Raw genomic sequence first — 18,669 nt, 5'->3', positions numbered from 1 at the left:
TGACTGGTGATTATTTTGCCAATGTTCGGCCACCGTCCTACGCGGCCGACAAACGCAGCACCTTCAATATGTTTGTCACAATCGCTTCCGGTGCCTGCGATGCATCAATGACGTGGTGCGCGACACCGCGATACAGCGCCTCGCGAGCAGCCAAAACATCGGCCATCTCTTGCGCGATAGGACGACCAGTCAGCGTGGGCCGCAGGTTATCCTGCGGGTCTTCTTCCAGCCGCTGCGCCAGCAGTTCCGCATCCGCATGAAGATAAACGACGGTGCCTTTATCATGCATAAAGCGTCGGTTAGCTTCCGCAAGCACCATACCGCCGCCCGTCGCGACGATGCAACGGTTAGACGTCACCAGTTGAAGCGCCAGACTTTCACGCTGGCGGAATCCATGCCATCCTTCCTGCGCGATCACATCAGCCACCGTCATATTGGTGGTCTGCTGCATAAACAGGTCGGTGTCGACAAAGTCATATCCCAACGCCTGCGCCAGCTGATACCCAACGGTGCTCTTCCCACAGCCTCTGGCACCAACCATAAAAATGGGGTGTGTCATCTAATGACGTATCCTTCTTCTTTAACTCGCCCACTCCGTCATACTTCAAGCTGCACGCGCGTCGGCTGTCCCGCAACTCGGACTATTTCGGGTATCAAAGATAAATGGGGTGATTACCTGCTTTGTCGTGGGCTGAATCATACCGATAAAATCAACAGAGAGGGAAGTGACTTCTCAGTGGTAACGACAAGTTGCACGGCCAAAAGTAAAAATTCAATGACCAAAAGCAAAAAGCCCCGCGTTTAAAAGCGGGGCAATGACACAAAAAACCGCTCAGGCGATTAATACGTGTGGAAGTAATCCTGAATCACCGCAGGGTTCGTCGTTTTCGTCAGCGCCAGCATCAACAGAATGCGTGATTTAGCCGGGCTCAGAGAATCGGCAACCAGACCAGGCTGGCCGGCATCGGGTGGTACGATACCGCTGCCGGTACGGCTGGATCGTACCACAACAATGCCTTTGCTTTCCGCTTTACGGATACCGGCGTCACTGCGTTTAGATACGCTACCTGCGCCCATACCCGCATACACAATGCCTTTTACGCCGTGTTTGATGGCTGCGTCATACATGTACTCTGGATCGTCCTGATAGCCATAAATAATGTCGACGGCTGGCAGTTTATCTACGTTAGTCACATCAAATACGGAACGCGTGGTATGGATTTTGTCCAGACGAGTCTGGTAGTAAACTTTGTCACCAATCATCACGCCCAGATAACCCTCTTCCGGCGCTTTAAAGGTATCCAGCGTAGAGGCGTTGGTTTTGCTGATGAAACGGGCAGAACCGATACGGTCGTTCAGCACCACCATCACCCCACGACCACGGGAGTTTTTATCCGCTGCGACTTTTACCGCACCGTACAGGTTCATTGGGCCGTCGGCGCTGATTGCCGTTGCCGGACGCATCGCAGCGGCAAAGACGACTGGTTTGTCACTCTTCACCGTCAGGTTCAGGAAGTAAGGCGATTCGTCGAGCGTATCCGTACCGTGCGTAATCACTACGCCATCAACATCGCTGCGTGCCAGCAGCTCGTTGACGCGCTTGCTCAACTTCAGCAGAACATCGCTGGTCATATTTTCACTACCGATGCTGGCAATCTGCTCACCAGAGATATTGGCAAGTGTTTTCAGCTCGGGCACCGCTTGAATCAGCGTCTCTACGCCCAGCGCCCCCGCTTTGTACCCTGTGGTTTGCGTGTTGGCCGCGGCGGAACCCGCAATCGTACCGCCCGTTGCCAGAATAACAATGTTAGGTAGATTTTCTGCCGCATTTGCCAGAGACGAAAAACAAACAAAAACAACAACGAATAATGCGTTAAACATCCGTTTCATAACATATACCAACTTATTGAGTTAAGTGGCAGACCAGATACGTCAGGCACCTGATCTGTAAGTAAAAAACCTCAACTCTGTTGGCAATCTGCCAACATTGGCGCTTATAATGCCCCAGAATTCAACGAATTAATATATGCCTGTAAAACTTCATGTTAACCGTGTGTTATAACTCACAGCAAGGCGTTCAGGCACGCTGATTTGCACTACCGGCTAATCTGTGCCACCGCATCCTGCGAGGCCTGTTCACGCGCTTCGCCCGTCAGTTCAAACAGCATTCCCTGATGCATTTCAAGCAGGCGATTGGCATGTTAGGAGAAAGCCACGCCACAGGATGACGGCGCATTATCAAAAGACTTGGCGTTATTCATTACCCGCAACGTCCCCCCTTTATCGATTAGTAAGATGATGCCAGAAGGCAGAGAAAGCGGGCCGCGGAGAAAGACGGAAGTGCTCCCTGCACTCAATCTACTGCTTTCCTTGCCCAACGTTATTCAGGGCTTTCTGAATGCTGCTGGTTGCCGTAATGCTGCCCGCTCTAACACCGTACAGGTGGCGGGAACTTTCGGCTCATTTACCCTATCGGGAATCAGAAGCCCATGCCGATGCGCTGAACAGGCCGATAAGCCCTAGTGATAATGATAAAATTCGTTTTCCTTATTGGTATTCCATATCAAACCTTTCCTTATGGATATCTGCAATTTTGTTGTTACCTAAAAATAAATTTCATTTTCTTTTTATTAATAAGAAAAATAAAACCCTTTATAGAAACTAAAAATTGTCGTACATGAATATGTAGAATAATAAAAGTCCATTCACATAAAAAATTTCAATGCTCATTCAGAGAAGCATTCAATTTCATTGAGTGGTTAAAACATAACCAGAAAAGTAAATGAAACATCAACGAAGCGTAGGAACAAACCGAATCCAGTCCTGCCTGGCCGTTAGCAGATGATAAGATTTTTATCTCTTCAGAACACTCATTTTTCTTATTTTTAATAAGAATTTTCAGAAAATTAATTCATGGCAAATAATTAAATTAAATATAATAAAAAAAACACACGTTAAATATAAAATAATCACAAGGCAAACTAAACAACCCAATCAATCTAAATATTTTTTCTAATCATTATTAATTTCACATTCCTTGTTATATAATCCTCCCGATGCGCAAGGACTCCCTCTTTATTCAGAATAAATAAAGAGAAAAAATATCCGTTTAATTTACAAGGAAAAACACATGTTTAAGTATATAACACCGATATTTTTATGTACTGCTGCTTTTTCTTTTCAGGCGCAAGCTGCTGACCCCATGCTGATGCTGCTGAAAGAAGATAATGCCACCTATTTAAGCTGGTCTACCGATGCAGGCAACGTTGTTCGCCAGGACGTGTATCGCAACACCAGTAACAATCAGGCGGGCAGCGAAAAAATTGCAGAGCTCAATTCTACCGACAGAACTTTTACCGATTTAACCGCCAATCCAAAATCGGATTATTGGTATTGGGTAGATACCGTTAGCGGCAATAATAGTGTACTGAAGTCTAACGCAGCACCGACCAACCCAAGCCTTGAGCCAGCACCACTGCGTGCAGCTTCACTGAAGGCAGCCAGTTCAGAATGTAAAGAGAAAGCGGTAATTAAAAATAAAACCGTCGACTGCGGCGGTATTACTCTGGGCCTGAGCTGTAGCGGCGACAGTGATAAACAGCCCCCTGTTATCACTCTGGAAAATGCCACCATTAAGAACCTGCGCATCTCCAAAACAGGCGGTTCTGACGGTATCCACTGTAAATCAGGTAACTGCCGTATCGAAAACGTGATCTGGGAAGACATTTGTGAAGATGCGGCCACCAACAACGGTAAAACCATGACCATCGTCGGCGGTGTCGCACATAACACCACCAATGGCGCCGGCGGCAAACCGGACAAAGTGCTGCAACAGAATGCCAAAAACAGCCACACTATCGTACAGGGCAACTTCACCCTAACCGGTCAACACGGCAAACTATGGCGTTCCTGCGGTAACTGCACCAATAACGGTGGCCCGCGTAACCTCACCATCATCAGCGCCACTGTTAACGGCACCATCGACAGCATCGCTGGCGTAAACCGTAACTTTGGCGATGTCGCTGAAATCCGCGATCTGCGTATTAAAAACTACAAAGAAGGTAAACCGCCTGTCTGTGAAGAGTTTACCGGCGTGGAAAAAGGCAAGGGTGAATCCCCTAAACACGGTGAGAAATGGGATACCAAGAACTGCAAAGTCAGCCGTTCAAACGTTAAAGCTCTGTAATTCTGCCAGCAGAATTCACACCTAAATTAGTACCTCCTATGGGGTTCTGACGCATCAACCTTCAACAGACCGTGCTTATTGAAGCATGGTCTGTTTCATTTCATTACCCTTGCTGCAATTCGGTAAACAGCGTGCGCTTCAGCGCCAGTTCAGCACCACGCAGTTCCGCCAGCACATTGAGCAATCCACGCGAAATGATTTCGGATATAGTGTTGTCGAGCACCGCATCCCACTCGCAATCAGGTTGATGTTGCCAGCAGGCAAGGAGCATAAATGACAATAGACGTATTCCGGCTCGTTTCGTGGACAGTCTGGAAACGGGTAATGACGGGTTTATTCGCCGTCAGCGGCGTGCTTTTCATGGTGGGATGCGGTAGCACCCCACGCGACATCGCACCGTTAGGGCAAACATCATTTGAACGTTATCAGCAAGACACGGCGAGTTGGGTCGCACAGCATCGCGCCTTCCAGACCACAGACAAACAGTTGGAACTGCGCTGGAATACGCCCAGTGAAGCTGGCCCCGTCGGCCAGCCACATAAGGCCATCTTGCTGGTGCACGGGCTAGGCGACTCACCCGGTTCATTCACTGACATTACGCCGCAGTTGGTCAAACAAGGTTTTCTGGTCAGAACCGTGTTGTTACCGGGGCATGGCACCCGGCCGTCAGATCTGTTGCACGTCACCGTCGATGACTGGCGCAGAGTGATCGCCGAGCAGGCCGCCATCCTCAGCAAAGAGGTCGATGAGGTTTATCTGGGCGGCTTCTCCACTGGCGGTAATCTGGTGCTGGAGTACGCGTTACAACACCCGGAAATCAAAGGGCTGGTGTTATTCTCCCCCGCGATTAAATCCAACGAAAAATATGACTTTATGACGCCGATGCTGTCCGTCTTTACCGACTGGCTCATGCCGCCGCGCCCCGGTTACCCTCAGCAGTTGGCAACCCGCTATATGCGCGTGCCGACCAACGGTTTCGCCCAATATTATTATTCCAGCCGCGGTGTGCGTTCACAACTCGCGAAAAAGTCTTATGACAAGCCGGTGTTAATCGTGCTGGCAGAACATGATTCCGTCGTTGATACGACTTATATTGTCAATGCGTTCGATAAGCAGTTTACCAATCCATCCAGCCGTCTGATCTGGTATGGCGATCGCCCTGCTGGCATACATTCCTCGCGCGTGTTGGTGCGAACAGGCTCGCTGCCTGAGTGGCGCATCAGCCAGTTCTCGCACATGTCGCTCCTGTTTTCCCCGGAGAATAAGGAATACGGTAAAACCGGTGCGATCGTCATTTGCGCCAACGGTCAGCCCCAGAGCGACCTCAAGACCTGCCAGGATCGCAGCACACTGTGGTATTCCGACTGGGGATACGTGGAAAACGGAAAAAACCATGTGCGCCTGACCTTTAATCCCTATTTTGACTGGCAAAACCAGATCATGGCCAACGTCCTGCATACGCAATAGCACGGGATCCCCCTAAATAATTCAAGTAGCAGGACAAAACGTTATCGTTTTGAACACCACAAAGTGTTGCCCCTTTAGGCTGAGGCCCACGACGGGCCGAGTATTGAAGGGAAGCCAACGCATCTGTGGCTTGAAGTATGACGGGGGCTGTCATCATTTAGTCATCAAGGGCAGGTATTTTGACTTAAAGACAAATCCGCCCCAAAGATTAACCATGATCGCCATGCCCGTTACTTGCGCCCGACCGCTCCTCCGGGGTACACCGGTGGCGCGAGATCTTTGCGTTCCCTTGCCGGACGTTTCTCCTGACACCGATAACGCCACCGTATTGCAGTTATTCAGTAAAAATAAAGAGTGGGTCAGCCTTCCTGTCGTTGAGGATGGGCGCCCTTTCGGCTTAATCAACCGCCACATTTTTCTCTCACAGATGTCGCGGCCTTTTTATCGCGAACTGTACGATAAAAAGAGCTGCATCGCATTTATGGATAAAAACCCGCTGATTGTTGATGAGCAGGCGTCGTTAAACGACGTGGCCAATCAAACGGTGATCACCGGTGATAAATCGCTGACGGATGGCTTTATGATCACCGAGAACGGACGTTATATCGGTATCGGGCTGGGCATCGATCTGATTAAAGCCGTCTCCGATATGCACCTGCGCCAGCATCAGCAGATTATGCAGAGCATCGAATATGCCAGTGTGATTCAGGCCGCGATGTTGACGACGTCAACGCAGGCGATGTCCCGCACGCTTGCAGACTGGTGTTTGGCCTGGGAACCGCGAGACTGTGTCGGCGGTGACTGCTATGCCTTTAAAACCTATCAGAACGGCTGGCTTGCCGCCGTCGCAGACTGTACCGGACACGGCGTACCCGGCGCATTTATGACGCTGATTTTCTCTTCCGCACTGGAACAGGCGCTGACACTGCACGGTCCGATGCTGCCTGCGCAGCTATTACAAACGATCAACCGCCATATTAAAGATACGCTGGGGCAGCGTGACGAAACGCGCCAGCTTTCTGCCTCTAACGACGGCTGCGATGCCATGCTGATGTTTTGCGACATGACGCGCAACACGCTGACGTTTGCCGGTGCGAGGATGCCGGCTTTCATGCTGCAACGCCATACTGGGCAACTGACGCCACTCCGGTGCGATCGTATGGGGATCGGTTATACCGAAACGCCTTATGACTACCAGTGGTCGAGCTACGAATTGCCGCTTCATGATAACGATATGTTTTTTACCACCACGGACGGATTGACGGATCAAATTGGCGGAGAACGCAGGATTATGTTTGGAAAACGCCGGCTACAGGAGCATCTCCAGCACTATCAACACCAGCCGATGCGTGACCTGGCTAACCAGCTCCTGTCGGCACACAAGATCTACCAGGGCGATCAGACCCGACGAGACGATTTAACATTTTGGGGCTTCCGACATTGTTCGACTTTTGTTTAATCAGGCAGGCAGAATGATGCCAAACATCAAATACACTGAATTTTTCTCTCCCTCGCACCAGCATGACATCACGCTGTATTACGTAGGCTATTTTTCACAAAACATCATCAGTTCACTGGCTGAAACTATGCGGCTACAACTGGAGAAAAAGCAGCTTCCTTCCGGTATCCGTCGCAGACTGTTCTCTACCTTCGTCGAGATGGTGCAGAACATTACTCGCTATTCCGCCGCCCCACTAACGGCGCTCGATCAGCCCGTCGAGGTCCGTCATGGTTCCGTCTGTCTGGGTTACGAAAATGGGAAATACTTCCTGCTGTGCGCTAACCCGGTACACCCCGACGATGTCGAGATACTGCGGGGACGTCTTGAACCGCTGCGCGGTATGACACTTGATGAAATCCGCCTCGCCTATAAAGCCTCTCTGCGCGATGAAACCCCGTCATCAAGCAAAGGGGCGGATATGGGGCTGTTGACCGTCGCGCGTGATGCCAGTGAGCCACTCCAGTTTACGTTTCGGGCCGACGCATCAACGGGGCTATCTACGTTTTATCTGAAGGCAATCATTTGACATGAAAAATATAACGACCCTAAGCAACCTCCATATTTCGGGGACATCCTGTACCCCAACCGTTGATTTTCACTTTGACACACACCGTCTTTATCTTTCCGGCGAGTCTTATCCTGAGAATGCCGCGGCATTTTACCGCCCGCTGCTTACGGAGATTCAGGCGTATCTGCACACGCTGACGACCTACGCGGAAACGATGCCGCCGGATGAGGCGCTGCCGAACATCGAAATTCACGTCTCCCTGATTTATTTCAACAGCTCCAGCACTAAGATGCTGTTCAGTTTATTCAACCTGCTTAACCAGGCTGCTGAACAGTCGCTATCGATTGCACTATATTGGTATTACGACAAAGACGACGACATTACGGAAGAATTTGGTGAAGAACTGCACATTGACTTCCCTGCCCTGACCTTTCACAGCACGATTTTGAGTGATAACCATGAGCACAATTGAATTGTTTACACCGGAATACGACATTCTGCTCGCCGCGCGCAACATCGCTAACCAGCAGGAGAGGCCAGCTGAAGTCTATCGCGACACGCTGCTGGCGTTAACCGACCATTACCAGCGGCTGGTACGAGAATCGCACCGCCTGATTTCACGCAGCGATCGGGCGGAGAAGGAGCTGAACCGTTTGAACACCCAGCTCAATCAACTGGCGGTCGAACTGGAGTACAAGGCCAGCCACGATCCGCTAACCAGCGTGTATAACCGTGGCGCGATCATTGAACGCATCAACCAGGCGCTGGAACGCAATCAGGCGGCGCTCATCGTGCTGGATATCGATCACTTCAAGCAGGTGAATGATACCTACGGTCACCCTACTGGCGATGCCGTGATCTGCGATCTGGTATCACGCGTGCAACACGTGCTGAATACCACAAGCAGCATTGGCCGCGTCGGCGGTGAAGAGTTCACTATCCTGCTGGAAGGGCATACGCTCATGCAAGCCGTCTCCCTCGCCAGCCGTCTTCATCAGGACCTCAACAGAATGCCGCTCAGCGTGCTGCCGCAACAGCGCGTTACCGCCAGCTTTGGCGTCAGTTGGGCACCGCAGAAAACCCGTTTCGATGCGCTCTATGGCGCAGCGGATGCCGCGCTCTATCAGGCCAAGGAAAAGGGAAGAAATAGAGTGGAATTTCAGTAAGCCGCGAGCCGGGCGATTGCCGTCACCCTGACTCACGATCATAATAGTGGGTATCGGCTCCTCCGAGACAGATTCCCGCTATGCGATTCGATTTAACCGATCTCCGGCTGTTTCTCAATATTCAGAAAGCAGGCAGCATTACCGGCGGCGCAGCGGCGTCTAGCCTGACCGTGCAGGCCGCCAGCGAACGCATACGCGGTATGGAAGACGAACTTGGCGTGCCACTGCTACTACGGTCAAAGGCAGGCGTATCGCTCACCGACGCGGGGTTTTCGCTCGCGCACCACGCTCACATCATCCTGCGTCAGTTCGATCATATGCGCAGCGAATTACACCAATACGGCAAAGGGCTGCGCGGCCATATTCCGCTACTGTGCAACTCTGCGGCGCTGAATGAATATTTACCCGCCCTGCTGGGTCGCTATCTGGTGGTCTGCCCACAGATATCCGTATCGGTGAATGAAAAACTCAGCCGCGATATCGTCGATGCGATTCGCAATAAAACCGCCGATCTCGGCATTGTGGCTGACGCCGTACCGCTGGACGGGCTGGAAATCCGCCCGTTCCGTCAGGACGAACTGGTGGTGGTGGTGCCGCAAAACAGCACATGGGACGGAGAACAACGGCTCAGCCTGGCTGACATCGCCGATGCCGACTTTATCGGGCTTAGCGAAGGAGCGGCTTTACAGGAACACATTGATGAACATGCCAGAAGACTGGGGAAACGTCTGAATTACCGCGTACGCCTTACCAGCTTTGATGCCGTTACGCAGGTGATTCATAGTGGTATCGGCATTGGCATTCTTCCACGCCATGCGGCACAGCGCATGATGGAGCGACTGGCTATCCGCACAGTCCCACTGTCAGACAACTGGGCGACACGTAATCTGGTTGTCTGCGCCCGCCAGTTTTCCGCACTGCCCGGCTATGTTCAGGAGTTCGTCACATTTATTACGACAGAGAACACGGCTTAAACCAGCCCGCGCACGGCCATATATCCGCCTAGCGCTATCAACCCGAGGAAGAAGCAGCGACGGAAAACCTGCTCGCTAATCGCATGACGCAGGCGTTGCCCCATCATCATGCCCAGTAGCGCGGGAATCAGCGCTAACATCGACTGCCAGAGATCGATGCCCTGTAACCCTAGCCCCTGCATAAGCTGTAGCGCCAGCCCCAACGTGGAAACGGTAAACGCCAGCCCCAACGCCTGTACCAGATCGTTTTTATTGAGCCGCAGGCATTGCAGGTAGGGCACGGCCGGAATCACGAAAACGCCCGTTGCTGCTGTAATAGCGCCGGTGATGTAACCCACCAGCGGGGATAGCCAGATTTCATGACGACCGGGCTGCGGCAAGGTGGTCGCCAGAATCCCCCACAGGCCATAAACCACCAAAATGCCGCCAAGCGCCGCGCTCGTCCATGATGATGACGAGGTTAAGGTCGGCAAGCTATTCCAGAACGTCCCAATAATGATCCCGACAAACAGCGTCCAAAACCGCGTAATCAGGCTGAGAAAGGCGGGGCCGCAGACGAGTTGCCAAACGTTAGTCACCAGCGAAGGAATTATCAGTAACCCCGCCGCACTGGCCGCAGGCATCACCAGCGTTAATAGCCCCATCGCGATTGTCGGTAACCCCAGGCCAATCACGCCTTTCACCATCCCTGCCAGCAGGAATACCATCATCATCGTCGTCATTCATCGCCTCGGTTTGCAACGTCATAGGAAACCCCCGATGCATGAATAGTCCAATGAGACGGCTGTTGGTGTCGATGCGGATTGTATTGAGGCTGATTCAGGGAAAACTGGAGGTAAAGGTAGGATTGGGAAGTGGAAATTCTCGGAGTCGCATCTTTATGCAAGCACGGAGATAGTTTCGTGCGCCACAATATCGCTATTCTCATGCTACCTCGTAGCACGCGCCCGACGCAGGGCGCTCAGTCGCCGCCGCCCTGCGAACCCTGGCTTCCGGCTAAATTATGTCGCTGCGCGATACCTTCGTCGGTATCAGGCTTAACGGACCGCTTGCGACACGTTTACTCGCCCCATGAACGGGGCTCGCCCTTCGGGCCAGCACAAGTGCTGTTCAAAAACGTCTTTGACGTTTTTGTCCGACGTGGCGCAAGCTTGAGCCGCGTCCATGCGGCTCATCCTAAGGCCTGCTATCTCCTCAGCATAATTTCTTACGCCGGATAACAATCAATCTCACAGCACCTACATTGTGTAGAAAGAAACCGTCGTATGGAGCAGCATCAAACGTTATCGGCGAGCCACATAAATTAATAGCTCTGGCCTTGGCGCGCGCGGCCTACGGCTTCTCCTAGCTGCCACACGGCCATCGCATAGTGCGTGCTGTGGTTGTAGCGCGTGATGGTGTAGAAGTTCGGCAAGCCATACCAGTATTGGTAGCCGGTACCGATATCCAGCCGCAGCAGGCTGGCTTCACTATACCCGGCCAGTGAATGCTGTGGCGTTAATCCCGCCGCCTGTAGTTCAGTGAGCGAGTAACGGGTATTAAAACCGTTCGCCAGCAGCGGAGCCTGACCGTTTGCCTGCACCGCCACAGGGGCACCCGTTACCCAACCGTGCGCTTTGAAATAGTTAGCCACGCTGCCAATCGCATCCACCGGATCCCACAGGTTGGTGTGACTGTTGCCGTCAAAATCCACCGCGTAGTTCTTGAAGGAAGAAGGCATAAACTGCCCATAGCCCATTGCCCCCGCGTAAGAGCCGCGCAGGCTGAGCGGATCGTTGCCTTCTTTACGCGCCATCAGCAGGAAGGTTTCCAACTCGCCCGCAAAGTAATCGGCACGTCGCGGGTAATCAAACGCCAGCGTTGCCAGAGCATCGATGACGCGCGTTTTCCCCATGACCCTGCCCCAGCGGGTTTCAACGCCAATAATGCCGACGATGATCTCAGGGGGAACGCCGTAAATGTTTTGAGCACGCTGTAACGCATCCTGATATTGATTCCAGAACGCCACGCCGTTCTGCACGTTGTCTGGCGTAATAAACTTATTGCGGTAACGGTTCCAGGCACCATTCGGCCCTGCAGGCGGACGCGACGTTGGGGCTTGTTTATCCATCAGCCGAATCACCCAATCCAGACTTTTCGCCTGTACCAGCACATCATGCAGTTGCTGGCGATTAAAGCCGTGCTCCAGCACCATTTTATCGACAAACCGCGCGGTAGCCGGGTTGGTCGCAAAATCACCGCCCAACGGATGGACATTGTGTGCAGGTTCAAGCAGGAAGCCGCCTTTAAAAGGATTGCCTGAAGGCGCTTCTGCGGGAGGAGCAGCAGGCTGGCTGCTACAGGCCGAGAGCAAAACAAGCAGAGGGAGAAAACGAGCCAGATGACGCATCAGATATCCGTATAGCAGGTAAGAAATCAATATCGGCTATGGTAAAGGATTGTCTGGTGTGAAAAAACCAGCCAGAGGTGAAAAAGTGCAGCGCGCCGACCAGATGGCAGACCGACGCACACACCATCACATCCGAATCAGTTTTTCTTCACAAACTCGGATTTCAGTTTCATCGGGCCGAAACCATCGATTTTGCAATCAATATTGTGATCGCCTTCCACCAGACGAATGCCCTTCACACGGGTTCCGATTTTCAGCGGAGTCGAGCTGCCTTTTACTTTCAGGTCTTTAATGACCGTGACCGTATCACCGTCCGCCAGCAGGTTGCCGTTAGCATCTCTGACCACCAAGCCCTCATCCTGCACCGCCGCATCGTCTACCGCGGACCACTCATTGCCGCATTCAGGGCAGTTGTACATGTCGCCCTCTTGCCAGGTATATTCGGAACTGCATTTGGGACAATGAGGTAACTGTTGCATGATAAACTCCTGAAAAATTCACGATAAAAAAGTAATAAATATCATTAGGTAACTACCATAGTTTCGCCATTTTACCCTTTTATACATATTTTTGATAGTGAAGCTGCGTTTATAGTGACTTTACCCCCCCCACTGATACCGTTTTGCCTCTTGCCGCCAGAAACGCAATCAATGCCTCTTGCGTTAGCGCTTTGGAATACAGCCAGCCCTGCGCATAAACGACGCCAAGACTTTTCAGATAGGCTTCCTGAATCGGGGTTTCAATTCCCTCGGCAACAATATGTAGGTTAAGGCAATGTGCCATGCTGACAATATGGGACAGCACGATATCGGTGGGTGAATGGCTATTAATGTTTCCGACAAAGGACTTATCGATTTTAAGCTTATTGGCTTTTACCCGCTCAAGATACGACAGCCCGGAATACCCGGTACCAAAATCATCAATAGCGACATCAATACCTTTTTGTTGATACAGCTCTACCATCGGTGCCGCTTTCTGTGGTTCGATCATAGATGATTCAGTTAATTCGACATTAATATTGGCACCATCGAGATCGTGTACCGCAATCTGTTCCACGAGATAATTGAAAACGGACATATCCTCAAACTCTGCCGCCTCAAGGTTGATAGAGACAAACATTTCAGGGTAACGTTTCTTTAATACGCTGGCCGTTTGTAGCGCCTCATTAATGACGAAGAAAGTAAACTCTTTCATTAACCCAACCTGACGAATCATAGGAATAAAAGAATCCGGCGTGATCAGGCGACCGTCCGAATGACGCCAGCGAATCAACGCTTCACATCCCACAATTTGCGTGGTATCCAGTTTAATAATCGGCTGATAGTGCAATTCAAACTCTTTTTGTCTCAACGCATTATTTAATAGATGGTAAGGATTTTGAATTGCCTGCGCTGTTCTGGAGATAAGAACCGCAAGAAGTAGAGAAAGTCCCATAAGAATGGGAATGAAATAGAGGAACAACATAAAAGCGAAACGATAAGATTTAGGTTCGTCAGCATTAACCACTAATACAATGTTGCCATCTGGCATCGGTTTCAAAAGAAAATACTTATTGTCACTGTAAAATCGACCTGTGGCGGGAGAGCGACCAGAAAGAATTAAAGCGATGTTAGAGGTGTGTATATTCGATATAATTACCATACCATTGTCTTTTTCAACAAAGGCATATCTTATATTGTAGCTATAAGAGGGAACATTCATAAAAGAATTTGGATTGAGAACAATCAAATAATTTGACAATCCGACATAAATCATCTGGCGATATCTGTTAAGTGTATTATCGGCGTTATACCAGACCCGATACTTATTCTTATAGATAAGATCGGGCGAAAGAAGTGGAGAACGATTTATATGACTTAACATCAAAGAACAACGGGGGCGATTGTCCTCAATATAAATCACATCCTTTACATAATCATTAGAATAAGAGGCACGTCTGAGTTGCTCCATATGTTCATTTGAACACGAACTAAGCGTTTTTTGATCAAACACATCCAGCACTCTGGTGGCTTGCGCCATTATTTCTTCAGCATGCCCGACAGCGACATCAGAAAAACTCTCCACATCATGCTCAAACTGTTTTAACGTCACTGCCGCATATACCAGAAGAACCAGCGCACAGATGGCGGAAAAAAGACAAAAAAAAGCAGAAAAAATCAGGAAAAAACCGCGCTTAAAATAGAGCGTTTGCAAATAGGCTATCAGGCTTTTTCTCATAGGAAGGCGACGCATTGTCATCACGGGACACCCAACATAGCACACAACCCTTCCCGACAATGTAGCAATATCCTAAATAATTCTTATTATAAGACATCGATAACTGTCGGGCTCTACGTCTCCACACAGGCAAAAGCGAGGTCGTTATTTTATTTAAAAAACAGACGGTTGTTTTCTATTATTGTTTTCTTGACGATATCACCTTGTGATTTAATTGTAATGAGAACCATTATCATATTAACATAGCGCCTTATTATTGATCGTCGATACGCTTTGCTATTCCTGACCATGATGTCTGACCATACCACCACCTCTGCTGAACTGACGCTAGAATCGCTCTATGGTTCGCATCACGGCTGGCTGAAGCGCTGGCTGGCGTGCAAGCTCCACTCTTCTTTTGATGCCGATGATATTACTCAGGACACCTTCCTCCGCGTGATGAACGGCGAGTCGCTGAGCACCATCCGCGATCCCAAATCTTTTCTGTGCACGGTTGCCAAGCGCGTAATGGTCGATCTCTTTCGCCGCAATGCGCTGGAGAAAGCCTATCTGGAGAGGCTAGAGCAGTTGCCGGAAGCGCTTGCCCCCTCACCGGAGATTCAGCAACAACAGCTTGAGACGCTCCAGCAGGTGGATCTCATGCTCGATGGCCTGAGCCACAAAGCACGACAGGCATTTTTGCTTTCCCAACTTGACGGCATGGCCTACGGTGAGATCGCCACGCAACTAAATGTCTCCGTCAGTTCAGTTAAAAAATACGTGGCCAAAGCCACGGAACATTGCCTGTTGTTCCGTCTGGAGCATGGGCTATGAGCCTCCCGCTAACTGACTCACAGCGTCAGGCTCTGCGCTCCGCCTCGCATTGGTATGCGGTACTGAGCGACGAACGTGCGAGCCCTCGGCAAACCGAGAAATGGCAGCGGTGGTATGAGCAAAACCGGGATCACCAGTGGGCCTGGTCGCAGGTAGAAAACCTGCGCAATCAGATGAACGTCGTGCCCAGCAACATCGCCCACCGTGCGCTTCAGGATACCCAGCTTACCCGTCGCAGAGTGATGAAGGGACTGCTTCTGCTGTTAGGCGTGGGCGGCGGCTGGCAACTTTGGCGTTCCGACACCGGAACGGGCCTTAGAGCCGATTACACCACGGCGAAAGGCGCGATCCGCCAGCAGCGTCTGGAAGACGGAACGCTGCTTTCGCTTAACACCGACAGCGCCGTCGACGTTCGCTTTGATCCACAGCAGCGGCGCATTCACCTCTGGTACGGCGAAATCGCGATTACCACTGGACAGGATGCCAGCAATCGTCCTTTCTACGTGCAAACGCGACACGGGCAGTTGACCGCACTCGGCACTGAATTCACGGTACGTCAGGAAGCAGGAAGCACGCTACTGAGCGTGCAGCAACATGCGGTGAAAGTCGTACTGGCGGAGGATCCTACCCAAGAGCGCATCGTGCGTCAGGGTGAAAGCCTGCGATTCAGCGCGCGGGAACTGGGTGAAATCCAATCCGCAGATGAGGAGGATAGCCGTTGGACGCAAGGCATCCTCAGTTTCAGCAATAAACCGCTCAGCGAGGTGATGGCGACCCTCTCGCGCTACCGTCACGGCGTGCTGCGCTGTAGCCCGGAAGTCGCAACATTGCGCTTAAGCGGCACTTTCCCGCTGAAAAATACCGATACCGTACTACAGGTCATCGAAAAAACACTTCCGGTTAAAATTCAGTATATTACGCGTTATTGGGTCAATATCCTTCCTGCAAACTAAACGATAACGAAAAAAATTATCATTCTTGATTGTCCTTTTTCTCCCTCTCGTTCGACTTAGGTATGAATACAACAAAAATGATGATGGAGACGTTATGACGCTCTTACGTGCCTTTCGTAAAGCAACCCCTTTAGCCATGGCGATACAGCTCAGCCTGCTGCCGACAGTCAGTATCACGACAGGGATGGCCTACGCCGCGACGGTGCCTGCCACCGCACGCTACGATATTGCTGCTGGCGATTTAGACAAAGCACTCAACCACTATGCCACCCGCAGTGGAATTACGCTGTCGGTCGATGCCAGACTGACGCAGGGGAAACGCAGCAACGGCCTGCACGGCGACTACACCGTTGATAGCGGCCTGAAAGCCTTGCTGGCAGGTAGCGGTCTGCAACTGAAATCGCTGGGCGATAACGCCTGGACGCTCGAACCGATCCCGGCGGCAGCGGAAGAAACCCTGACGGTGGTCGGTGACTGGTTGGGTGAAGCGCGTGAAAATGACGTCTTTGAACACGCTGGCGCGCGCGATGTGATCCGCCGTGAGGACTTTGCCAAGACCGGTGCCACCACCATGCGCGATGTCTTAAACCGTATGCCGGGCGTGTATGCGCCGGAAAATAACGGGACGGGTAGCCACGATCTGGCCATGAACTTTGGGATTCGTGGCCTCAGCCCACGTCTTGCCAGCCGTTCCACCGTGCTGATGGACGGCATTCCGGTGCCGTTTGCGCCCTACGGCCAGCCGCAACTTTCCCTCGCCCCTATTTCGCTTGGCAATATGGATGCCGTCGATGTTGTGCGCGGCGGCGGTGCCGTGCGCTATGGGCCGCAAAGCGTCGGCGGCGTCGTAAACTTTGTCACCCGGGCGATCCCAAAAGAGTTCGGCATTAACGCGGGCATAGAAGGCCAATACAGCCCGACCTCTTCACAGCACAATCCCAAAGAAACCCATAACCTGCTGGTAGGCGGTACGTCGGATAACGGTTTTGGTTCAGCACTGCTCTATTCCGGCACGCGTGGCAGCGACTGGCGTGAACACAGCGCGACTCGCATTGATGACGTTATGCTGAAAAGCCGCTATGCGCCAAATGACGTACACACCTTTACCAGCCTGCTGCAATATTACGATGGCAGCGCCGATATGCCGGGTGGCCTGTCTCGTGCCGATTACAACGCTGACCGCTGGCAGTCAACGCGCCCATACGATCGCTTCTGGGGGCGTCGTCAGCTTGCCAGTTTGGGCTATCAATATCAGCCGGATCAGCAGCATAAGTTCAATATTCAGGGCTTCTATACGCGCACGCTGCGCAGCGGCTATCTGGAGCAGAATTCAATCATCACCCTGTCGCCACGCGAATATTGGGTACGCGGCATCGAACCCCGCTACAGCCAAAGCTTTACCCTCGGCTCCTCCGCGCATGAAGTAGGCGTCGGCTACCGCTATGTCAGTGAATCCACTCATGAGGTGCGTTACTTCACCAGCACCGCCAGCAAGACGCTGCCAAGCGCCAACAGCCCTATCGATCGCGAAACCCGCGCAGGTACAGAGGCGCACGCCTGGTACATCGACGACCGCGTTGATATCGGCAACTGGACGATTACACCGGGAATGCGTTTCGAGCACATCAAATCTCACCAGGATAATACGCTGAAAGGCACGGGCGAAGCAGTCAGCTATAACGCACCATTGCCAGCCCTGAATGTGCTCTACCACGTTAACGACAGCTGGAATCTTTATGCAAATACCGAAGGATCATTTGGCACCGTACAGTACAGCCGAATTGGCAAAGCGGCTAAAAGCGGCAACGTGGAGCCAGAAAAAGCGCGTACCTGGGAAGCCGGAACCCGTTACGACGATGGGGCGTTAACGGCAGAAATGGGCGTTTTTCTGGTTAACTTCAATAACCAGTATGACTCTAACCAGACCAACGATACCGTCACCACCCGTGGAAAAACCCGTCATTCCGGGCTGGAAACGCAGGCACGCTACCACCTCACCGAGCTGTCACCTCGTCTGGAAGACGTGTCGGTTTATGCGCGCTATGCCTACGTGAACGCAAAAATTCGCGAAGCGGGCGACACCTACGGTAATCAGGTACCTTTCTCGTCAAAACATCGGGGCGGATTCGGCGTTGATTATCAACCGGGTAACTGGACGTTCAACCTGAACAGTGAGTTTCAGTCCAGCCAGTTTGCCAATAACGCTAACACCGTTGCCGAAAGCGCCGATGGCAGCGCCGGACGTATCCCCGGTTTTATGCTGTGGGGCGCTCGTGCGGCTTACGACTTTGGACCGCAGTTCTCTGACCTCAATCTGGCTTTTGGTGTGAAAAACCTGTTCGACCACGACTACTACACGCGCTCGAACAGCGATGACAACAACAAAGGAATTTATGCCGGCCAACCTCGCACCTTCTATATGCAGGGTTCGCTGAAATTCTGATTGTTACGTTATCACTCGCCGGGCGAATGCCCGGCCTGACTAACGATCATGA

The 18,669-nt window shown here is 51.6% G+C and carries 17 protein-coding genes and 1 pseudogene; 10 read left to right on the top strand and 8 right to left on the bottom strand.

The genetic code is table 11. The annotated features are described in order from the left end of the window. Nucleotides 1-37: 37 nt before the first annotated feature. The 3 genes and pseudogenes from aroL to ACKQAD_RS04555 form a co-directional block, all read right to left on the bottom strand. Nucleotides 38-559 (bottom strand): shikimate kinase AroL, encoded by a 522-nt coding sequence (gene aroL / locus ACKQAD_RS04565; RefSeq protein ID WP_409159062.1) that lies wholly within the window; start codon nt 557-559, stop codon nt 38-40. A gap of 281 nt (nt 560-840) precedes the next feature. After that, on the bottom strand, nt 841-1,890 hold the full coding sequence (locus tag ACKQAD_RS04560; RefSeq protein ID WP_409159061.1) for a type II asparaginase: 1,050 nt from the start codon (nt 1,888-1,890) through the stop codon (nt 841-843). A 323-nt stretch (nt 1,891-2,213) separates the two neighbouring features. Beyond that, nucleotides 2,214-2,538: pseudogene (locus ACKQAD_RS04555) on the bottom strand (glycoside hydrolase family 28 protein); the annotation flags it as partial. Nucleotides 2,539-3,130: 592 nt separating this feature from the next. Here ACKQAD_RS04555 and pelI point away from each other — a divergent pair. Continuing rightward, nucleotides 3,131-4,186, top strand: coding sequence for a pectate lyase PelI (gene pelI, locus ACKQAD_RS04550; RefSeq protein WP_409159060.1), 1,056 nt, complete (start codon nt 3,131-3,133; stop codon nt 4,184-4,186). 103 nt (nt 4,187-4,289) lie between these two features. Here the strand turns inward: pelI and ACKQAD_RS04545 are convergent, their stop codons facing one another. After that, a complete protein-coding gene (locus ACKQAD_RS04545; protein WP_409159157.1) occupies nt 4,290-4,466 on the bottom strand; it encodes a hypothetical protein in 177 nt (58 codons plus the stop codon). Between ACKQAD_RS04545 and ACKQAD_RS04540 the strand changes: the two genes are divergently transcribed. The 6 genes from ACKQAD_RS04540 (at nt 4,460) to ACKQAD_RS04515 (ending at nt 9,802) form a co-directional block, all read left to right on the top strand. Beyond that, nucleotides 4,460-5,653 carry an alpha/beta hydrolase gene (locus ACKQAD_RS04540; protein WP_409159059.1) on the top strand — a complete coding sequence of 398 codons (1,194 nt, stop codon included), beginning with the start codon at nt 4,460-4,462 and terminating at the stop codon, nt 5,651-5,653. The two genes, ACKQAD_RS04545 and ACKQAD_RS04540, sit on opposite strands and share 7 nt — an antisense overlap. Before the next feature lie 214 nt (nt 5,654-5,867). After that, nucleotides 5,868-7,112, top strand: a complete 1,245-nt coding sequence (locus ACKQAD_RS04535; protein WP_409159058.1) for a SpoIIE family protein phosphatase — start codon at nt 5,868-5,870, stop codon at nt 7,110-7,112. A gap of 13 nt (nt 7,113-7,125) precedes the next feature. Further along, nucleotides 7,126-7,680, top strand: coding sequence for a SiaB family protein kinase (locus ACKQAD_RS04530; protein WP_409159057.1), 555 nt, complete (start codon nt 7,126-7,128; stop codon nt 7,678-7,680). Nucleotide 7,681: 1 nt separating this feature from the next. Next, nucleotides 7,682-8,134 (top strand): DUF1987 domain-containing protein, encoded by a 453-nt coding sequence (locus ACKQAD_RS04525; protein ID WP_409159056.1) that lies wholly within the window; start codon nt 7,682-7,684, stop codon nt 8,132-8,134. Next, a complete protein-coding gene (locus tag ACKQAD_RS04520) occupies nt 8,121-8,828 on the top strand; it encodes a GGDEF domain-containing protein (protein WP_409159055.1) in 708 nt (235 codons plus the stop codon). Before ACKQAD_RS04525 ends, ACKQAD_RS04520 begins: the two co-directional genes overlap by 14 nt. Nucleotides 8,829-8,908: 80 nt before the next feature. After that, on the top strand, nt 8,909-9,802 hold the full coding sequence (locus ACKQAD_RS04515; protein ID WP_409159054.1) for a LysR family transcriptional regulator: 894 nt from the start codon (nt 8,909-8,911) through the stop codon (nt 9,800-9,802). Here the strand turns inward: ACKQAD_RS04515 and ACKQAD_RS04510 are convergent. From ACKQAD_RS04510 to ACKQAD_RS04495, 4 genes are all read right to left on the bottom strand, one after another. Then, a complete protein-coding gene (locus tag ACKQAD_RS04510) occupies nt 9,799-10,524 on the bottom strand; it encodes a sulfite exporter TauE/SafE family protein (protein WP_409159053.1) in 726 nt (241 codons plus the stop codon). The genes ACKQAD_RS04515 and ACKQAD_RS04510 overlap by 4 nt on opposite strands. A gap of 581 nt (nt 10,525-11,105) precedes the next feature. Continuing rightward, nucleotides 11,106-12,191, bottom strand: a complete 1,086-nt coding sequence (mltB, locus tag ACKQAD_RS04505; protein WP_409159052.1) for a lytic murein transglycosylase B — start codon at nt 12,189-12,191, stop codon at nt 11,106-11,108. Nucleotides 12,192-12,328: 137 nt separating this feature from the next. Beyond that, complete coding sequence (locus ACKQAD_RS04500) at nt 12,329-12,670, bottom strand: zinc ribbon domain-containing protein YjdM (protein WP_409159051.1); 342 nt, start codon at nt 12,668-12,670, stop codon at nt 12,329-12,331. Nucleotides 12,671-12,779: 109 nt separating this feature from the next. After that, nucleotides 12,780-14,429, bottom strand: a complete 1,650-nt coding sequence (locus tag ACKQAD_RS04495) for an EAL domain-containing protein (protein ID WP_409159050.1) — start codon at nt 14,427-14,429, stop codon at nt 12,780-12,782. Between the two features lie 270 nt (nt 14,430-14,699). Here ACKQAD_RS04495 and fecI point away from each other — a divergent pair, with 270 nt between their 5' ends. The 3 genes from fecI (at nt 14,700) to fecA (ending at nt 18,617) form a co-directional block, all read left to right on the top strand. Continuing rightward, the gene (fecI, locus tag ACKQAD_RS04490; RefSeq protein WP_409159151.1) at nt 14,700-15,221 is read left to right on the top strand and encodes a ferric citrate uptake sigma factor FecI; all 522 of its coding nucleotides are present in this window, start codon (nt 14,700-14,702) and stop codon (nt 15,219-15,221) included. Further along, nucleotides 15,218-16,174, top strand: coding sequence for a ferric citrate uptake sigma factor regulator FecR (fecR, locus tag ACKQAD_RS04485; RefSeq protein WP_409159049.1), 957 nt, complete (start codon nt 15,218-15,220; stop codon nt 16,172-16,174). Before fecI ends, fecR begins: the two co-directional genes overlap by 4 nt. Nucleotides 16,175-16,268: 94 nt before the next feature. Beyond that, on the top strand, nt 16,269-18,617 hold the full coding sequence (fecA, locus tag ACKQAD_RS04480; protein WP_409159048.1) for a TonB-dependent Fe(3+) dicitrate receptor FecA: 2,349 nt from the start codon (nt 16,269-16,271) through the stop codon (nt 18,615-18,617). Nucleotides 18,618-18,669: the final 52 nt, after the last annotated feature.

The sequence above is a fragment of the Pectobacterium artocarpous genome (assembly GCF_046159765.1).
Classification (GTDB): Bacteria; Pseudomonadota; Gammaproteobacteria; order Enterobacterales; family Enterobacteriaceae; genus Pectobacterium.
This window is presented reverse-complemented; position numbering and strand designations above follow the sequence as displayed.